This window comes from Demequina lutea (assembly GCF_013409005.1).
Classification (GTDB): Bacteria; Actinomycetota; Actinomycetes; order Actinomycetales; family Demequinaceae; genus Demequina; species Demequina lutea.
Window position 1 is genome coordinate 2468580 of the sequence record NZ_JACBZO010000001.1, and the last position, 16563, is coordinate 2485142.

Annotated in this window: 16 protein-coding genes; 6 read left to right on the top strand and 10 right to left on the bottom strand. The window is 65.2% G+C overall.

Annotation, left to right across the window (positions count from 1 at the left end; genetic code table 11):
- Positions 1–74 precede the first annotated feature (74 nt).
- Positions 75–1160: a redox-regulated ATPase YchF gene (ychF, locus tag BKA03_RS11910; protein ID WP_062074136.1), complete on the bottom strand. Its 1086-nt coding sequence runs from the start codon at positions 1158–1160 to the stop codon at positions 75–77.
- A gap of 71 nt (positions 1161–1231) precedes the next feature.
- Between ychF and BKA03_RS11915 the strand changes: the two genes are divergently transcribed.
- Positions 1232–1450 carry a hypothetical protein gene (locus tag BKA03_RS11915; protein ID WP_062074137.1) on the top strand — a complete coding sequence of 73 codons (219 nt, stop codon included), beginning with the start codon at positions 1232–1234 and terminating at the stop codon, positions 1448–1450.
- A gap of 48 nt (positions 1451–1498) precedes the next feature.
- Here BKA03_RS11915 and BKA03_RS11920 read toward each other — a convergent pair whose 3' ends face one another.
- The 4 genes from BKA03_RS11920 to BKA03_RS11935 all read right to left on the bottom strand — a co-directional run bounded on the left by BKA03_RS11920 (position 1499) and on the right by BKA03_RS11935 (position 6944).
- The gene (locus BKA03_RS11920) at positions 1499–3238 is read right to left on the bottom strand and encodes a dipeptide ABC transporter ATP-binding protein (protein ID WP_062074412.1); all 1740 of its coding nucleotides are present in this window, start codon (positions 3236–3238) and stop codon (positions 1499–1501) included.
- A gap of 11 nt (positions 3239–3249) precedes the next feature.
- Positions 3250–4194 (bottom strand): ABC transporter permease, encoded by a 945-nt coding sequence (locus tag BKA03_RS11925; RefSeq protein ID WP_062074138.1) that lies wholly within the window; start codon positions 4192–4194, stop codon positions 3250–3252.
- Positions 4187–5113: an ABC transporter permease gene (locus tag BKA03_RS11930; protein ID WP_062074139.1), complete on the bottom strand. Its 927-nt coding sequence runs from the start codon at positions 5111–5113 to the stop codon at positions 4187–4189. The genes BKA03_RS11925 and BKA03_RS11930 overlap by 8 nt, the downstream gene beginning before the upstream one ends.
- A 190-nt stretch (positions 5114–5303) precedes the next feature.
- Positions 5304–6944, bottom strand: coding sequence for a peptide ABC transporter substrate-binding protein (locus BKA03_RS11935; protein WP_062074140.1), 1641 nt, complete (start codon positions 6942–6944; stop codon positions 5304–5306).
- A 252-nt stretch (positions 6945–7196) separates the two neighbouring features.
- On the opposite strand from BKA03_RS11935, the gene BKA03_RS11940 reads away from it, so the two are divergent.
- Entirely contained in the window at positions 7197–8600 is a 1404-nt protein-coding gene (locus tag BKA03_RS11940; protein ID WP_083971119.1) for a DNA recombination protein RmuC, read from the top strand.
- On the opposite strand, the gene BKA03_RS11945 is transcribed toward BKA03_RS11940, so the two are convergent.
- Positions 8597–9574: a 4-hydroxy-3-methylbut-2-enyl diphosphate reductase gene (locus BKA03_RS11945; RefSeq protein WP_238579357.1), complete on the bottom strand. Its 978-nt coding sequence runs from the start codon at positions 9572–9574 to the stop codon at positions 8597–8599. The genes BKA03_RS11940 and BKA03_RS11945 overlap by 4 nt on opposite strands.
- A gap of 30 nt (positions 9575–9604) precedes the next feature.
- On the opposite strand from BKA03_RS11945, the gene xseA reads away from it, so the two are divergent.
- Positions 9605–10918, top strand: a complete 1314-nt coding sequence (xseA, locus tag BKA03_RS11950) for an exodeoxyribonuclease VII large subunit (RefSeq protein ID WP_238579358.1) — start codon at positions 9605–9607, stop codon at positions 10916–10918.
- Between the two features lie 20 nt (positions 10919–10938).
- Here the strand turns inward: xseA and BKA03_RS11955 are convergent, their stop codons facing one another.
- Positions 10939–11352: a hypothetical protein gene (locus BKA03_RS11955; protein WP_062074142.1), complete on the bottom strand. Its 414-nt coding sequence runs from the start codon at positions 11350–11352 to the stop codon at positions 10939–10941.
- A gap of 109 nt (positions 11353–11461) precedes the next feature.
- On the opposite strand from BKA03_RS11955, the gene BKA03_RS11960 reads away from it, so the two are divergent.
- Both BKA03_RS11960 and BKA03_RS11965 read left to right on the top strand, forming a co-directional pair.
- Complete coding sequence (locus BKA03_RS11960) at positions 11462–11677, top strand: exodeoxyribonuclease VII small subunit (protein ID WP_308477978.1); 216 nt, start codon at positions 11462–11464, stop codon at positions 11675–11677.
- Positions 11670–12587 carry a carbohydrate kinase family protein gene (locus BKA03_RS11965; RefSeq protein ID WP_062074144.1) on the top strand — a complete coding sequence of 306 codons (918 nt, stop codon included), beginning with the start codon at positions 11670–11672 and terminating at the stop codon, positions 12585–12587. Before BKA03_RS11960 ends, BKA03_RS11965 begins: the two co-directional genes overlap by 8 nt.
- A gap of 24 nt (positions 12588–12611) precedes the next feature.
- On the opposite strand, the gene BKA03_RS11970 is transcribed toward BKA03_RS11965, so the two are convergent.
- Complete coding sequence (locus tag BKA03_RS11970) at positions 12612–12998, bottom strand: hypothetical protein (RefSeq protein WP_062074145.1); 387 nt, start codon at positions 12996–12998, stop codon at positions 12612–12614.
- Positions 12999–13274: 276 nt separating this feature from the next.
- Here BKA03_RS11970 and BKA03_RS11975 point away from each other — a divergent pair, with 276 nt between their 5' ends.
- Complete coding sequence (locus BKA03_RS11975; protein ID WP_062074146.1) at positions 13275–14669, top strand: class II fumarate hydratase; 1395 nt, start codon at positions 13275–13277, stop codon at positions 14667–14669.
- A gap of 12 nt (positions 14670–14681) precedes the next feature.
- On the opposite strand, the gene BKA03_RS11980 is transcribed toward BKA03_RS11975, so the two are convergent.
- Together BKA03_RS11980 and hemQ are read right to left on the bottom strand one after the other, a co-directional pair.
- A complete protein-coding gene (locus tag BKA03_RS11980) occupies positions 14682–15866 on the bottom strand; it encodes a ferrochelatase (RefSeq protein WP_062074147.1) in 1185 nt (394 codons plus the stop codon).
- On the bottom strand, positions 15863–16528 hold the full coding sequence (gene hemQ, locus BKA03_RS11985; RefSeq protein WP_062074414.1) for a hydrogen peroxide-dependent heme synthase: 666 nt from the start codon (positions 16526–16528) through the stop codon (positions 15863–15865). Before hemQ ends, BKA03_RS11980 begins: the two co-directional genes overlap by 4 nt.
- Between the last annotated feature and the right edge of the window lie 35 nt (positions 16529–16563).

Sequence of the window (16563 nt, forward strand, 5' to 3'; positions counted from 1 at the left end):
ACGTTTCCATCCTAGGCCGCACTCGCGCCTAATACGAGGCACGACGTTCCAGACGGGCACCGGGCGACCAGCGGCTAGACGTTAAAGCGGAACTCCACCACGTCGCCGTCGTGCATCACGTATTCCTTGCCCTCGATGCGCACCTTGCCCGCCGCCTTCGCCGCGGCCATCGAACCGGCCTCGACCAGGTCGGCGAAGTGCACCACCTCGGCCTTGATGAAGCCCTTCTGGAAGTCGGTGTGGATCACGCCCGCGGCCTCGGGGGCCGTCGCGCCCTGGCGAATGGTCCACGCACGCGACTCCTTGGGGCCGGCCGTGAGGTAGGTCTGCAGGCCGAGCGTGTGGAAGCCGACGTGGGCCAACTGATCCAGGCCCGACTCCTCTTGGCCGTTGGCCTCGAGCATCTCGTGGGCCTCCTCCTCCGTGAGGTCGACGAGCTCGGCCTCAAACTTGGCGTCGAGGAAGATGCAGTCCGCCGGCGCGACCTTAGCGGTAAGCGCGGCCTTGGCGGCCTCGTCGGCGAGACCGGCATCGTCCGTATTGAAGACGTAGATGAACGGCTTGGCCGTGAGGAGATTGAACTCGCGCACCTCAGCGAGGTCGAGCTTGGCGGCCTTCGCTCCCGCGGACACCGTCTCGCCCCTCTGGAGGATCCCCTTCACCGTCTCCGCCGCGGCAAGCAAGGTGGGGTCGCCCTTCTTGACCCTGACCTCCTTTTCGAGACGAGGAATGACCTTCTCGATGGTCTGCAGGTCCGCAAGAATCAGCTCGGTGGTGATGATCTCGATGTCGCTCGCGGCGTCCACCTTGCCGTCGACGTGGATCACGTCTGGATCAGCGAACACGCGCGTCACCTGACAAATCGCATCGGCCTCGCGGATGGTCGCCAGGAACGCATTACCTAGCCCCTCACCCACCGACGCACCCTTGACGATGCCGGCGATGTCCACGAAAGACACGGTGGCAGGAAGGATGCGCTCCGAACCGAAGATCCCCGACAACACATTGAGCCGCGGGTCAGGCAGAGGGACGACCCCCACGTTGGGCTCGATCGTGGCGAACGGATAGTTCGCCGCGAGAACACTCGCGCGGGTGAGCGCATTGAACAGGGTTGATTTGCCGACGTTTGGCAGTCCGACGATGCCGATAGTAAGAGCCACGGGGAGCAAGTCTAGCCGGGGGTCGACGGCGCGCCCTCGCCTCGGCGCCCGACGTGACGTACCGTGGCGGAATGGCATTCGGAGAACTCTTCAACCCGGGCATGGCCAACGCGCGCAAGCAGCTCGAGGCCGAGCGCATCCTGCCCGCTCCCCCTCCCGTCGCTGGGCCGCCGCCATTCGAGTTTCCCGACCTGGGCGTCGACTTCGACGTCACGTGGTCTCTCGACCCCCATGAGGAGCCGGGGAACGATGATGGGGCGGCCGGGGCCTCCCCATCATCCGATACCTAGCCGCTCGCCGCGCCTCGTGCTGAGGCGAAGACGCGTTCCTCGAGGTCGCTACGAAGCGAACTCGATGCCCGCGCCTGGAATCGCCTCAAGCAGGCGCTGAGTGTAGGGCTCCTGTGCGTGGTCAAAGATGTCGTCCGTGAGGCCGGTCTCGACGATCTTGCCCTGATCCATCACCGCCACGAAGTCGGCAACCACACGCACGACCGCGAGGTCGTGCGTGATGAAGAGGTACGTGAGACCCAACTCCTCCTGGAGGTCGGCGAGGAGCTGGAGGATCTGCGCCTGGACGAGCACGTCAAGAGCGGAGACCGCTTCATCGAGAACGAGGACGTCGGGCTTGAGTGCGAGCGCACGACCGATGGCAACGCGCTGCCGCTGACCGCCCGAAAGCTCGTTGGGGTAACGGTGTGCGAGGGCGGTGGGAAGAGCCACCTGGTCAAGAACCTCTTCGACGCGCGCCTCACGCGCCTCGCGGTCGCCCACCCCGTGAACCTTGAGGGGCTCGGCAATGATCGCGCCGATCGAGCGTTGCGGATCGAGCGATGCGTAGGGGTCCTGGAACACCACCTGCATTTGACGACGGAGCTTGAACAGGTCGCTACGCGACACCCCCGTCATCGCCGTGCCGTTAATGGTGACCGCGCCAGCCGTAGGCTTCTCAAGGCCGAGAATCAGTCGCGCGGCCGTTGACTTTCCCGAGCCCGACTCGCCCACGAGCGCAAGCGTCGTGCCCTTGTGAATATCGAAGGAGATCCCGTCAACCGCGTGCAGCGGCTCGGACCTGAAGCCCCCGCGGCGGATCGAGTACGTCTTGCGCAGGCCCTTCACCGAGACCGCGATGGGGGCCTTGTCGAGCTTTGCCTCGATCGCCTCGTGACGCGCCGCGAGCCTGAGCATGTCAGGCACATTGTCATCGGCCAGCACCGCAGCAGTCGACGACTGGATGCGGCGCGACGCAAGCGACGGCGCCGCCGCGATGAGTCGCTTCGTGTAGGGGTGCTGCGGGTGCTGCAGGATATCCAGGCTCGCACCCGCCTCGACGATCTTGCCCCTGTGCATGACGATGAGCTTCGTCGCGCGTTCCGCCGCGAGGCCAAGGTCGTGCGTGATGAGCAGCAGCGCCGTGTTGCGGTCGCGCGTGAGCGACTCCAGGTGGTCGAGGATGACCTTCTGAATCGTCACGTCGAGGGCGGATGTCGGCTCGTCCGCGATGAGCAGGCGCGGCTCCGCTCCGAGTCCAATGCCGATGAGCACGCGCTGGCGCATGCCCCCGGAGAACTGGTGAGGGAACTGCTTCATGCGTCGTTCGGCATCCGACAGGCCCGCCTGCTGGAGCACCTCGATCGCCTTCGCCTGGACGTCCTTGCGGCCCGAGGCCACGCCGTTGGCGCGGATCGCCTCGCGGACCTGGAAGCCGATCGACCACACGGGGTTCAGGTTCGACATCGGGTCCTGAGGAACGTAGCCGATCACCTTGCCGCGGATGGCGGCCATCTGGTTCTCGTTGAAGTGCGTGATATCGGTGCCGTCGACCAATATCTTGCCCGCCGAGATGTGCCCGTTGCCCGCGAGTAGGTTGATCAGCGCGGTCGCCGTCGTCGACTTGCCCGACCCCGACTCGCCGACGATCGCGACCGTCTCTCCAGGGAAAATGTCGAACGAGATGCCGCGCACCGCCTGGACGTCGCCCATGCCCGTCACAAACGTGACCTCGAGGTCCTGGACCTGCACGAGGGGCGCGTTCGGGTCAACCCTGGGGGTCGCCGCGATCGGAAGGATCTCTACCATGTCGTCCTTGCTCATCGGTGAGCCCTCGCCTTCGGGTCGAGCGCGTCGCGGATGAGTTCGCCGAGCATGATGAACGCGAGCACGGTAATGGTCAGCGCGAGGGACGGCCAGAACAGCGCCATGGGTGCGACCCTGATTGAGGTTTGGGCCTGGGAGATGTCATTGCCCCACGACATCGTCGAGGGCGGGAGCCCGATTCCCAGGAACGACAGCGTCGCCTCCGCCGTGATCGCCGCACCGAGGGCGATCGTGAGGTAGACGATCACTGGCGTAAGCGAGTTGGGGAGCACGTGCCGCATCAGGGTCGAGAACTTCGACCGGCCGACGGCCTCGGAGGCCATCACGTATTCGAGATTCTTCACCTGCAGCACCTCGGCCCTCAAGATGCGCGCGAGCGACGCCCACGCGAATCCTCCGATCGCGAAGGCGATCACCAACACGTTGCGGTGCGCGGAGAGCACCGACATCACCACGACGGCCGCGAGAAAGTAGGGGATAGCAAAGAAGATGTCGCCGACGCGGGACAGGACCGAGTCAATCCAGCCTCCGTAGTACGCCGCGAGGGCCCCCATCGGGATGCCGACCACGGCCGTGATGAGCACCACCAAGATGCCTACCGACAGCGAGGTGCTCGCACCGAACACGACGCGCGAGTAGACGTCGCAGCCCTGGAAGGTGAAGCCGAGTGGATGCCCCGCTGCGGGCGCTCCGTTCGAGTGGTCCAGCGTGCAATGAAGATTTGGCGGGACGTTGGTAAAGAGAGAAGGGAACAGCGCGGCGGCGCTGACGATGAGGACGATAGCGACGGAAATATAGAACAGCGGCCTGCGTCGCAGGTCGCGCCACGCGTCAATCCACAGATTGGACCGGCGGTCGCCGAGCTTGACCCTGTCGACCTCGATGTCGTCTGCCGGGTCGACTGGAGCGACGTAATGTTCGATCTTGCGGTCAGACATACCGGATCCTTGGGTCAAGGACCGCGTAGAGCAGGTCCACCAGAATGTTCACGAGGACGTAGAGAACCGTGAGGATGGTCACGAAGGACACGATCGTCGCATTCTCGCCGAGTATGATCGCCTTGAATAGCACATTGCCGATGCCGGGGATGTTGAAGATGCCCTCGGTCACCGTGGTGCCAGCGATCAGCCCGCCAAAACTCGCCGCCGTGTTGGTCATGACGGGGATGAGCGAGTTTCGCGCGATGTGCACGGGGATGATGCGGCGACGCGTGAGTCCCTTGGCCGCGGCGGTGCGGACGTACTCGGCGGACTGGGCCTCAATGACGGAGCCGCGCATGAGCCGCATCCCCGTGACGTAGATCGTGAGGGCGATGACGATGGCGGGCAACAGCATCGCGGGATACGTGGCATTCGCCCCGACCGTCACGGGCGCCCAGTTGAGCTTGATGCCGATGAAATACTGGGCCACGAACAGCGCCACGAACGGCGGGACCGAGCTCAGCACGAGCGCGACGATGAGGTTCGAGTGGTCGAGAACGCGCCCCTTGCGGAGGCCCGAGATCAGGCCGATCACGACCGACAGGAGCAGCTCGATGACCACGGCCATGATGACCAGCTTGAGGGTCACGGGGAATGCGCGCGCGAAAATGTCGCTCACGTTCCTGCCAGAGAAGGTCACCCCAAGGTTCCCCGTCACCAGGTTCTTCAGGTACAGGAAGTACTGAACGATGAACGGCTTATCCAGGTTGTACTGCTCCATCACCCTCTGGAGCACCGCCGGGTTCGGCGTCTTGTCGCCAAACAGCGCGAGCACGGGGTTTCCCGGCATCGAGAAGACCATGAAGTAGATCAGGAACGTCGTTCCGAAGAACACAGGGATGGCCTGAAGCAGGCGGCGCCCCACATACATCAGCATGGGTAGACCCCGTACATGTCGGTTGGCGTGAGCATTTGAAAGCCGATTCTACTGTGCCAAGAGGCGGGCACTGTCCGACCAAGGCCACGCCCCAATCGGCAAAGGAGCGCTAAGGACACGAGGCGGCGGAAGCGCGACGGCCCGCCCCGCCTAAGCGGGACGGGCCATCGACTTGGATACTTCTCGGTAACTACTTCTTGGTGATCTGGTAGTACAGCGGCACCGAGTTCCAGCCAAACACCACGTTGCTCACGGTGTCGGCGTAACCGCCGGTCACGTTGGAGTACCACAGCGGGATGGCGGGAAGGTCCTTGAAGAGGACCTCCTGAGCCTTCTGGAAGATGACGTTCGCCTTGACAGGATCGGACTCGGCCGAGCCCTGCTTGAGGAGAGCGTCGAATTCCGCCGACGAGTACTTGCCGTCGTTGGAACCTGCACCAGTGCCATACAGCGGGCCGAGGAAGTTGAACAGCGACGGGTAGTCCGCCTGCCAACCGGTACGGAACGCGGTCTGGATCGTCCCACTCGTGATGTCCGTGCGGAACTCCCCAAACGTCGGGTACGGGCTTCCCTCGGCGTCAATACCGAGCGCGTTCTTGATCGAGTTGATCACAGCGTCGACCCAGGCCTGGTGGCCACCGTCGGCGTTGTAACCGATCTTGAACGTGCCGGTCCACGGCGAGATGGCGTCGGCCTGAGCCCACAGGGCCTTGGCCTTCGTCGGGTCGTACTTCAGGACCTCAGAGCCTGGGATCTTGTCAGACCAACCGCTGATGACAGGCGACGTGAAGTCGCTGGCCGGCGTGCGGGTGCCCTGGAACACGACATCCGTGATCTGCTTGCGGTCGATCGCCATCGACAGCGCCTGACGACGGAGGTTGCCCTCTGCGCCAGAGAAGTGCGCAAGACGCTCGGGGATCGTGAAGGACTGGAAGATGGCCGCAGGCTGGTTCACCGCGCGGTCACCGAGGTCCGTCTTGAACGTCGCGATCGCGGAGCTCGGAATGCCGTCAATGACATCCACGTTGCCCTGGCGGAGGTCGGCGTAAGCCGCATCCTGCGTCGCGTAGAACACGATCTTCAGTCCGCCGTTCTGAGGAACTCGGCCACCCTTGTAGCTGGGGTTGACGGCGAGATCGATCTGAACGTCGTGCTGCCAGTCCGCGGCGCTCTTGAGCATGTACGGGCCGTCGCCTACCGGAGCCTTACCGAAGGCAGCCGGGTCGGTGAAGAACGAGTCGGGCAACGGGTAGAAGGCCGTGTATCCCAGCGAGAGCGGGAAGTCTGCCTGCGGCTGAACCAACTTGATCGTAAAGGTCAGGTCGTCAACAACCGTGAGGCCCGACATCTTAGGCACCGAGTTGTCCCAGCTGAAGCCCTCGATGGGCTCGAAGAAGTAGCTGTTAAGCGAGATCTTCGCGTTGGCGAGGTCGGCAGCCCAGTTCCATGCGTCCACAAAGTTGTGGGCCTGCACGGGGGTGCCGTCAGTGAACGTCCAACCGGACTTCAACTTGACGGTAAAGGTTTGCGAGTCGGTGGTCGTGATCGAGTCCGCGACCTCGTTCTGAGGCGCGCCCTTTGCGTCGTAGTAGACGAGGCCCGAGAAAATCGAGTCGACGATCTTGCCGCCGCCAGTCTCGTTGGTGGCCGATGGGATCAGCGGGTTCGCAGGCTCGGAGCCGTTGGTGCTGATGATCGCGGTGCTGGTCGAGGCGCTTGAAGTCGCCGCAGTAGTCGGATTCGTCGTGCCGCTCTTTGACGAGCAGGCGGCCAAAACCAGCGACGCTGTCGCAACGAGAGCCAGTCCCTTGCCAAATGTGCCGAGCTTCATACTCGGGCTCCTTTCTGCACTCGTGACGCCACTCTCCCGCCGGATACGGCAAAAAATGGCAGCCACGAAGGGTCACGGGGATTTTCCACGTGATGTGTCCATATTAGAAAACATGAAGTAACGAACACGTTACGCCTTGGCATCGATTCGTGTCAGCGGGCAAAAATGTGGCGCGCATCACACTGTGAGCATGGCCCTGGATCAACAGCGTGCCTGCTACCCCTGTCACCGGGCCGTGACACAGTGGTGATCATGAACGTAGCCATTGCCGTCGCGGGCATCGCCGTGGGGATTGTCATTGGATTTCTCGTTGGCGCACTGCGCGCATCGGCGGCCGCGCGAGGCGCCGACGCCCGGGTCGCCGAGGCGCGGGGAGCGGTCGAGGTCGAACGCTCCCGCGCGGTGGAGCTCGAGCGACGCGTGGTGGAGGCCCACGAAACTGCGGCCCACCGCGAGGTTGAGCTGACCGCCGCCCACGAGCGCTACGTGGCCCAGGTGCGCGGCGACCAGGAACTGCTCAAGCAACAGTTCCAGGCCCTCAGCGCGGAAAACCTCAAGCAAAGCCAGGAGTCGTTCTTCCAAATCGCGCAGGAGCGACTCACGCGCGAGCGCCAGGCGGCCGATGCCGAACTCGCCAAGCGCGAGGAGTCGGTCAAGAAGCTCGTCGAGCCCATGGCGAAGGCACTCGATGACGTGCGACGCCAGACCACCGAGGCGGACAAGAACCGCGCCGAGGGACAGGCAACGCTCGGGCAGCAGGTGCGCCAAATGCTTGAGGCGTCCGCCAAGCTCGACAAAAAGACATCCGACTTCATCAATACCTTGCGTAGGTCCGATGTGCGCGGCAACTGGGGCGAGGTGCAGTTGCGTCGCGTGGTCGAACTCGCAGGCATGGTGAGGTACGTCGACTTTGAGGAGCAAGAGAACGTCAAGGACGCCGAGGGCAAGAACCTGCGCCCCGACATGACGGTCAAGCTCGCCGGTGGGCGCACGATCGTGGTCGACTCGAAGGTCGCGCTATCGGCCCTGCTCGAGGCCTTCGAGACCGACGATGAGGCCGTGCGCGCGGAGCGACTGCTCGCCCACGCGCGCCATGTCAAGAAGCACGTCGACGATCTCGCCGGGAAGAAGTATTGGGAACAGTTCGCCTCTGCACCCGAATTCGTCGTGATGTTCGTTCCCTCCGAGGCCTTCTACCAGTCGGCTCTCGAGCAGGACCCCGCGCTTCAGGAATACGCGTTCGAGAAGCGCGTCGTGATCGCCACGCCGACCACGCTCGTGGCCATGCTCCGCACGGTCGCCCACGCCTGGAAGGAGGACACCCTCGCCAAGAACGCGCAACAGGTGCTTGCCACGGGCAAGGAACTCTACGACCGCCTCATCACGATGGGCGGGCACCTCGCGCGCGTGGGCAAGGCGCTCGACAATGCGGGCAAGGCCTACAACGCCACGGTCGCATCGATGGAGTCCAGAGTGCTGGTCAGCGCCAGGAAGTTCGGCGAGATGCAGGAAATCACCGCGACAATCGAGGAGTCGGTGCCCGTGCACCTTGACATTCGCCAGATCGCAGCGCCTGAATTTGAGACAGCCCCCGAGCTTGAGATCGGGGCAGATGCCGAATCTCACCGAGCCGCCGAGCCTGACTCCGACGCCTAGGCGGAAGCCGCCGCCTCGCGCGCCTTGAGATCCGCCCTGATCTCGTGCGGCAGCGAAAACATCAGGTCCTCGGTGGCGGTGCGCACCTCTTCCACCGTGTCATACCCGCGGGCGGCCAAGTAGTCGAGCACGTCGCGCACCAGGATCTCGGGGACCGATGCGCCCGATGTGACGCCCACGGATGTGACCCCGTCGAACCACTTGTCGTCAATCTCGCGAGCGCGGTCGATCCGATAGGACGCATCGGCGCCCGACTGGAGGGCCACCTCGACCAAACGCACCGAGTTTGAGGAATTTGCCGACCCGACCACAATCATCAATTCCACGTCAGGGGCAATCTTCTTGACCGCGACCTGGCGATTCTGGGTCGCATAGCAAATGTCATCGCTCGGCGGGTCCTGCAGATTTGGAAAGCGCTCGCGCAGCCTGCCGACTGTCTCCATCGTCTCGTCAACGGACAGCGTGGTCTGCGAGAGCCACACGACGTTGTCGGGGTCGGCTACCTCGAGCCCAGCCACGTCTTCCGGCGAATTCACGATGATCGTGTTCTTGGGGGCCTCGCCTGCCGTGCCCTCGACCTCCTCGTGACCCGCATGGCCGATCAGCAGGATCGTCTGGTCCTCGCGGGCGAAGCGCACCGCCTCCTTGTGCACCTTGGTGACCAAGGGGCACGTGGCGTCGATGCTGATGAGCGAGCGAGCGTTGGCGGCCTCGCGGACCGCGGGAGACACCCCGTGCGCGGAGAACACCACGCGAGCACCCTCGGGGACCTCCTCCGTCTCCGACACGAAGATCGCGCCCCGCTCGGTCAGCGTCTCCACGACGTACTTGTTGTGGACGATCTCCTTGCGCACGTAGATCGGGGCGCCATGGAGCTCGAGGGCCTTCTCGACGGCGATCACGGCTCGATCAACTCCCGCGCAATAGCCGCGGGGCGCGGCGAGGAGAACACGCTTTGAGTGAGACGAGGGCATGAAATCCATCCTACGTGGCAGGCTGAGAGGGTGACCCACTCTCTCAACGAGCGCGACGGCGCTGTGCTTCCCAACAGCGCGCTTCCCAACCCGGCGCTGCCTGCAGCGAGAGCGTCCCTCCCCGCGACCGCCGCCGAGACATCGGCCGAGCGACCGTGGCCAGTGCGCCACCTGAGCCCCAAGATCGGTGAGTACGTCGCGCGCATAAGCCCCGTATGGGTCGAGGGTCAGGTACTCAACGTCAAGAGATGGAAGCACTTGGTGTTCCTGACCTTGCGCGACACCGACGAGAACATGTCGCTCAAGGCGACGATTCCTTGGGCACAGGCCGAGGCGATGGGGATACCGCTCGACGACGGTGCGCGAGTCGTGCTCCACGCTCAGCCCCAGTGGTGGACCAGGAGCGGCGACCTGCAGATGGTCGCCGACGAGGCGCGTGCCGTGGGCCTCGGCGACCTGTTGGCCCGCATCGAGGCCCTCAAGAACGCCCTCGGAGCGGAGGGACTCTTCGCCCCCGACCGCAAGGTTCCGCTCCCCGTCATCCCGCGCCGCATCGGCCTTGTCGTCGCGACCCAGGGCGACGCCGAGCACGACGTGGTGACCAACGCGCTCTTGAGGTGGCCCGCGGCGCGCTTCGAGATTCGCAGGGTCACTGTCCAGGGCCCGCGTGCGGTTCCCGAGGTCGTGAAGGCGATGCGCGAGCTCGACGCGATCGAGGACGTCGACGTGATCGTCGTCGCGAGAGGAGGCGGCTCCCTCGAGGATTTGCTCGCCTTCAGTGACGAGTCGCTCGTGCGCGCCGCAGCGGCGATTGTCACGCCCCTCGTCAGCGCGATTGGGCATGAATTGGACTCTCCCCTGCTCGACCTGGTCGCGGACTATCGCGCGTCGACCCCGACCGATGCCGGAAAACACGTGGTCCCCGACGCGGCGCTCGAGCGGGACAGGCTCGCCGGCGCGCGCGCCTTGATGCTCGGTGCGCTCAGCTCACGATTGGGCCGCGAGCGGGAGCGCATCACCGACCTGCGCTCGAGGCCCGTTCTCGCTCAACCCGTCCGGATGCTCGCCCCGCATAGGGACGTGGTCTCGCTCGCCCGTTCAGGGCTGAGAGCCGCAGTCTCGGGCGCCATCGCGCGAGCACGCTCCGACACTTCAACATCGGTCGCTGCGCTCAATGCCTTGAGCCCTCAATCGACGCTCGAACGCGGTTACGCCGTCGTGCGCACCGAAAAGGGTGACATCGTCCGCGCCCACAACGACGTCGCCGTGGGCGGGCACCTCTCGATCCGGTTGGCACGCGGCAACCTCGACGCGGACGTCACGGCCGTCTCCGCGCCCTCATAGGGCGCGCGCGAACCCGTCTGCTAAGAACGCAGAGCTCCTAGCAGCCCCGTCATCCCGCCACCCTTCTTGGCAAGGCGTGCCTTCGCGGGTCCGATGGCGTCCTTGTGCTTGCCGCGCATCACGCGCGCAATCACCGAGTCGGGCACCGCGTCGTTGGCAATGAGGGCAAAGACCACATCGGGCGCCTTGTCACTCGCAAGCTCCCGGAAGACCTCCTCAGGGATGTCCCTCCTGGGATTGCGGGCAACGCCCGCGCGAACCGAGTTGGCCTCGTCCCGCGCCAACTTCAGTATCAGGGTCAGGGGCGTATTTGGGTGCGCGGCGGCGCCCGCTCGCACCTTGGCTTCGTCGGATCTTGCCAACTGAGCCAGATCGTTGTCGGACAGGCTTGGGTCGAGCGGCCCGGGCGCTCCGGGTCGGGATTCGTTCAACATGATTTCACCTCATTGTGAATATCGGCGCCAGCGGTCATGGGACTTATCGGCCGCTTGGCACATTATGAGAGGAGTCGCGGCCGGTTCTATGACGCGATACCGTGGGAAAGTGACAACGAAGCCTCCGCCGGTCGACGGCCTGTCCTACGAGAAGTGCCGCGATGAACTGGTATCCATCGTCAGCAAACTCGAGGCGGGGGCCGCGACTCTCGACGAATCGATGGCCCTCTGGGAGCGCGGCGAGTCCCTCGCGAAGCGTTGCGAGGAGTTGCTCGACGGCGCACAGCGAACGATCGAGGCCGCCACAAGCGGTAGCGATGCCTGAGCACGCCCTCGTCATCGGCGAGGCGCTTGTCGATGTGGTGCGCAGGCCCGATGGAACCCACACCGCTCATGCAGGAGGCTCGCCCGCCAACGTCGCGTTTGGCCTCGCGCGACTGGGCAGAAGCGTAGAACTGCTCACGACGCTCGGGGACGACGCGTACGGCACGTTGGTGCGCGCCCATGTCGAGTCGTCGGGCGCGATCGTCGCCGCCACGATTGCCGCGCCGCGCACGTCCGTTGCAACCGCGACTCTCGATGGGCACGGCGTTGCCACCTACGACTTCGACCTGGAGTGGGCGCTCCCGGATGATTCGACCACCATTCCGGACCCGGTCGTCGTCCACACCGGCTCGATCGCCGCGGTGCTTGAGCCGGGAGCGAGCGCCGTCGAACGCCTCGTTGAGGCCGCAAAAGAGCGAGCGACCATCACGTACGACCCCAACGTTCGGCCAACACTCATGGGCGACCGCGGGAAAGCGGAGACGACCATCGAGCGTTTGGTCGCGCTTGCGGATGTGGTCAAGGTGTCCGACGAGGACCTGGAGTGGCTCTTCCCAACCGAGGACCCGACCGACGCGGCACAGCGGTGGCTCGCGCTCGGCCCCGCGCTCGTGGTGGTCACCTTGGGATCCGACGGCGCGCTCGCCGTGTGTGCGGGGGGCATGGTGTCGGTACCGCGCGTCGTCGTGGAGGTCGCGGACACGGTCGGAGCGGGCGACTCCTTCATGTCGGGCCTGATCGACGGCCTGTGGTCGGCCGAATTGTTAGGTGGCCACCGCAGGGACGCCCTGAGGGCCATCGACCTGCCACAGGTCACGCAGATTCTTCAGCGCTGTGCCCGCATCGCGGGGATCACCGTGTCTCGATCGGGAGCGAATCCTCCCACCAGGACCGAACTCGGCGAGTCCTGACGCTCGCCTCTCGCCCAAGAAGCGCTACAGGACGAGGAGGCGCGACTCCGCGGCCCTGCGCACGTTCTTCTTGCCGTGGTCGAGAAGTACTCGCAAGGTAGCCGCCGGCGTGGCGGCATTCTCGATGAGCGCAAGAACGACATCCGTGTCCTTGTCCGTCGCGAGGATCGAAAGCACCGACGTCGCGATGCCGACCGCGGGGTTCGCCGCGAGCGCCTTGCGCACGTTCGACTTCGAGTCCTGTGCGAGAAGAATCAGCACACTCAGAGGAGCGTCAGGGCGGGCCGCAAGGCTCTCCCTGATCTTGGAGTCCTTGGAGGTAGCAAGGTTAAACAGTTCGCTGCCGGATGCCTCTTCGCCCTCGCGAAGCGCGGCGGCTAGTTGATCGGCTGGAATGGCGGTGAGTGCCATTGTGTCCCCCTGGTCGCGGCTTGATGCTCTTGCGGACGCGCCCCTCATTCGAGTGGTGTCTGCGTCCGGGAGTGACCTCGCACGCGGCTATGCCGCTTGGATGGGGGTCGCCGTTGACGGTGGTAGCCCGAGGGCCGCCTTCAGTGTAGCCGTTACCGACCACGACCTCTACCCCAGAGCGAGCAGTTCGATAACGTTCTTCACGCTACCCTAGGGCCCGGCTTCTGAGGGAACGCGACGGCGCAAGAGACGGCACGGAAGGTTCCTCCTGACACAATGGTCGACATGGAATATCGCATCGAACACGACACGATGGGCGAGGTTCGCGTACCCGCCAGCGCCCTCTACGGCGCACAGACTCAGCGGGCCGTCGAGAACTTCCCGATATCGGGGCTCAGCCTGACGCGCAGACACATCGAAGCGCTCGCCCGCGTCAAGAAGGCCGCGGCGCGCGCCAACGCCGAACTTGGAGTCATCGACGCGGCGATCGCAGAAGCGATCGTCGTCGCGTCCGACGCGGTCGCTGCGGGCAGTCACGACGGCGAGTTCCCTGTCGACGTCTTCCAGACGGGCTCGGGAACCAGCTCCAACATGAATGCGAACGAGGTCATCGCGACCCTCGCCGGACGCGAACTAGGCTCCCCCGTGCACCCGAACGACCACGTCAACGCGTCCCAATCGAGCAACGACGTCTTCCCCACATCGGTGCACGTGGCCGCCACCTCGGCGCTCGTCAATGACGTGGTCCCCGCGCTGGATCATTTGGCGACCGCGCTCGAGGCGAAGGCCGCCGAATTTGCCTCCGTCGTGAAGTCGGGACGCACGCACCTCATGGACGCCACCCCCGTCACCTTGGGCCAGGAGTTCGGCGGTTATGCGGCTGCAGTGCGCTACGGAATCGAGCGATTGCACTCCGCGTTGCCCCACCTCGCCGAGGTTCCCCTCGGAGGAACCGCGGTGGGCACGGGGATCAATACGCCTACAGGCTTTCCGCAGCGCGTGATCGCCTTGCTGGCCGAAGACACGGGGCTGCCCATCACGGAGGCCCGCGACCACTTCGAGGCGCAGTCGGCGCGAGACGGACTCGTCGAGGCTTCGGGGGCCCTGCGGACGATCGCGGTGAGCCTCACCAAGATTTGCAACGACCTGCGCTGGATGGGCTCCGGCCCCAACACGGGCCTAGGCGAGATCTCACTTCCCGACCTACAGCCCGGATCAAGCATCATGCCGGGCAAGGTCAACCCCGTCATCCCCGAGGCGGTGCTCATGGTGTGTGCACGCGTAATCGGTAATGACGCCACTGTGGCGTGGGCGGGCGCATCGGGGGCCTTCGAGCTCAACGTGCAGATACCCGTCATGGCGCTGAGCCTGCTCGAGTCGATGAACCTGCTGGCAAACGCATCGACGGTCCTCGCGGACCGCACCGTCGCGGGAATCACCGCCAACGTCGACCGCGCCCGCCGCTACGCCGAGGCCTCGCCGAGCATCGTCACGCCGCTCAACAGGGTCATCGGGTACGAGAACGCCGCCAAGATCGCCAAGCACGCCGTCAAGGCCGGTCTCACCGTGCGCGAGGCCGTGATTGACCTCGGTTTTGTCGAGCGCGGCGAGGTCACGTTGGAGCAGCTGGATGCGCTTCTCGACGTCACGACGATGACGGGCGACCGCTAGGGCCTGGCCCCGCTAGCCCGCCGACGCGATCGTGGGCTTGGATCCACGACCTACGCAGCAGTCCGCGGGGCACACGTCCTGCCACGGCCCCAGGTCGGTGAGCGCTCGTCGCTCCATAGGGGCAGAGCCATCCGCAGTGTGACGCTCCTGGACCAGATCCACCAGGCCGGACACGAAGCGCGGCTCAACACCCACCGTGGGAACACGCACGGCCGCGAGGCCACGCTTCCCGCACGTCTCAAGCGCCTCGTTGTCCAAGTCCCACGCGACCTCCATGTGGTCGCTCACGAAGCCGAGCGGCGAGATCACCAGGCCGCTCACGTCCGCATCGAGCGCCTCGATTGCGAGGTTGATATCGGGCTCGAGCCACGGAACGCTCGGGTCTCCTGATCGCGACTGGTAGACGAGCGACCACGGCACATCCGGAAATTCGTCCTTCACGGCATCCATGACGAGCGTCGCGATCGCCCGCTGTTGGGCGGCGTACCAGCCGCCACCAGCGTTCCACTCCTCGCCGCCGCCCACGGGAACGGGGGTGCCGTCCGGTCGCGACTCGCGAGGGCCCGACGCATCGGCTGCGGTGCTCGGAATCGAGTGCGTCGAGAAGATCACGTGCGGCCTAGCTCCGTTGCCCTCGGCCGCGAGCGCGCGCAGTCCCCCGCGCACCGCATCGATGTTGGGCTCCACGAAGCCGGGGTGGTCGAAGTACTGGCGCACCTTGTCGAGAGCGAGCTCGCCCTCGAGCCCCGTCTCAGAGAGCGCCGCCGCGATGTCCTCGCGATAGGCGCGGCATCCGGAGTAGCTCGAAAACGCGGTGGTCACGAGCACGAGCACGCGACAGTGGCCATCGGCATGAAGCTCGCGCAGGACATCGGCGAAGTACGGAGCCCAGAAACGATTCCCCCAGTACACCGGCAAGGCGAGCCCGCGCGCGGCGATCTCGGCCTCGAGCGCGACCTTGAGCTCGCGGTTTTGTTCGTTGATGGGGCTGATGCCGCCGAAGTGGCGGTAGTGGAGCGCAACCTCTTCGAGCCGCTCGTCCGGCACGCCCCTGCCGCGCGTGACATTGCGCAGGTATGGGATTACGTCGTCCTGACCCTCGGGGCCACCAAAGCCCGCCAACAGGATGCAGTCGTACGACGCGGGAGGCACGACGCGGGACGACGCCGCCAGGGGCGGCAGCGCGTCGGTCGTCACGCGAGGAGTTCCGCCGCCTCGGCGCTGGTGATGCGCCGTCCGGTGTAGAACGGCACCTCCTCGCGCACGTGAAGGCGGGCCTCCGTGTACCTGAGGTCTCTCATCATGTCGACCAGGTCGGTGACCTCGTCCGCTTCCATGGGAAGCAGCCACTCATAGTCGCCGAGCGCGAAAGCCGCGACCGTATTGGCCACCACTGACTTGAAGGCCGCGCCCTTCATCCCGTGCTCGCGCAGCATCCGAGAGCGGTCCTCGTCCGGCAACAGGTACCAGTCGTAGGACCGAACGAACGGGTACACGGTGAGCCAGTTTCGCGCGCGCTCGCCACGCAAAAAGCCTGGCACATGGGCGCGGTTGAACTCCGCCGCCCTGTGCACTCCCGCGGCCGACCAGGTCAAATACGTGCCTTCGAGCAACTCCGTTGCGCGTAGGGCTCTGAGCGTCGACTGGAGATCCTCAAGTCTCGGGCCGTGAAGCCAGAGCATGACGGTGCCATCGGCGCGCAACCCGGAGACGTCGTAAAGGCCGCGCAACACAACCTCTCGCTGCTCCGCCGCGGTGACGACCTCGTCGAACGCGGCCACCGCCGCGTCGGGGTCGCCCTCAAAACCGCCACCATCGAGAACACTGAACAGGGTAAAACCTTCGGGACTTTCGGTCATGACCACAGTCTCTCCCCCCAGGTGCCGTCAGGAGA

Bases quoted from the DNA above. Each gene is read 5' to 3' on its own strand.
- BKA03_RS11915 (WP_062074137.1), top strand. From the start codon at position 1,232: ATGGCATTCGGAGAACTCTTCAACCCGGGCATGGCCAACGCGCGCAAG.
- BKA03_RS11920 (WP_062074412.1), bottom strand. From the start codon at position 3,238: ATGGTAGAGATCCTTCCGATCGCGGCGACCCCCAGGGTTGACCCGAAC.
- BKA03_RS11925 (WP_062074138.1), bottom strand. From the start codon at position 4,194: ATGTCTGACCGCAAGATCGAACATTACGTCGCTCCAGTCGACCCGGCA.
- BKA03_RS11930 (WP_062074139.1), bottom strand. From the start codon at position 5,113: ATGCTGATGTATGTGGGGCGCCGCCTGCTTCAGGCCATCCCTGTGTTC.
- BKA03_RS11935 (WP_062074140.1), bottom strand. From the start codon at position 6,944: ATGAAGCTCGGCACATTTGGCAAGGGACTGGCTCTCGTTGCGACAGCG.
- BKA03_RS11940 (WP_083971119.1), top strand. From the start codon at position 7,197: ATGAACGTAGCCATTGCCGTCGCGGGCATCGCCGTGGGGATTGTCATT.
- BKA03_RS11945 (WP_238579357.1), bottom strand. From the start codon at position 9,574: ATGCCCTCGTCTCACTCAAAGCGTGTTCTCCTCGCCGCGCCCCGCGGC.
- BKA03_RS11955 (WP_062074142.1), bottom strand. From the start codon at position 11,352: ATGTTGAACGAATCCCGACCCGGAGCGCCCGGGCCGCTCGACCCAAGC.
- BKA03_RS11965 (WP_062074144.1), top strand. From the start codon at position 11,670: ATGCCTGAGCACGCCCTCGTCATCGGCGAGGCGCTTGTCGATGTGGTG.
- BKA03_RS11970 (WP_062074145.1), bottom strand. From the start codon at position 12,998: ATGGCACTCACCGCCATTCCAGCCGATCAACTAGCCGCCGCGCTTCGC.
- BKA03_RS11975 (WP_062074146.1), top strand. From the start codon at position 13,275: ATGGTCGACATGGAATATCGCATCGAACACGACACGATGGGCGAGGTT.
- hemQ (WP_062074414.1), bottom strand. From the start codon at position 16,528: ATGACCGAAAGTCCCGAAGGTTTTACCCTGTTCAGTGTTCTCGATGGT.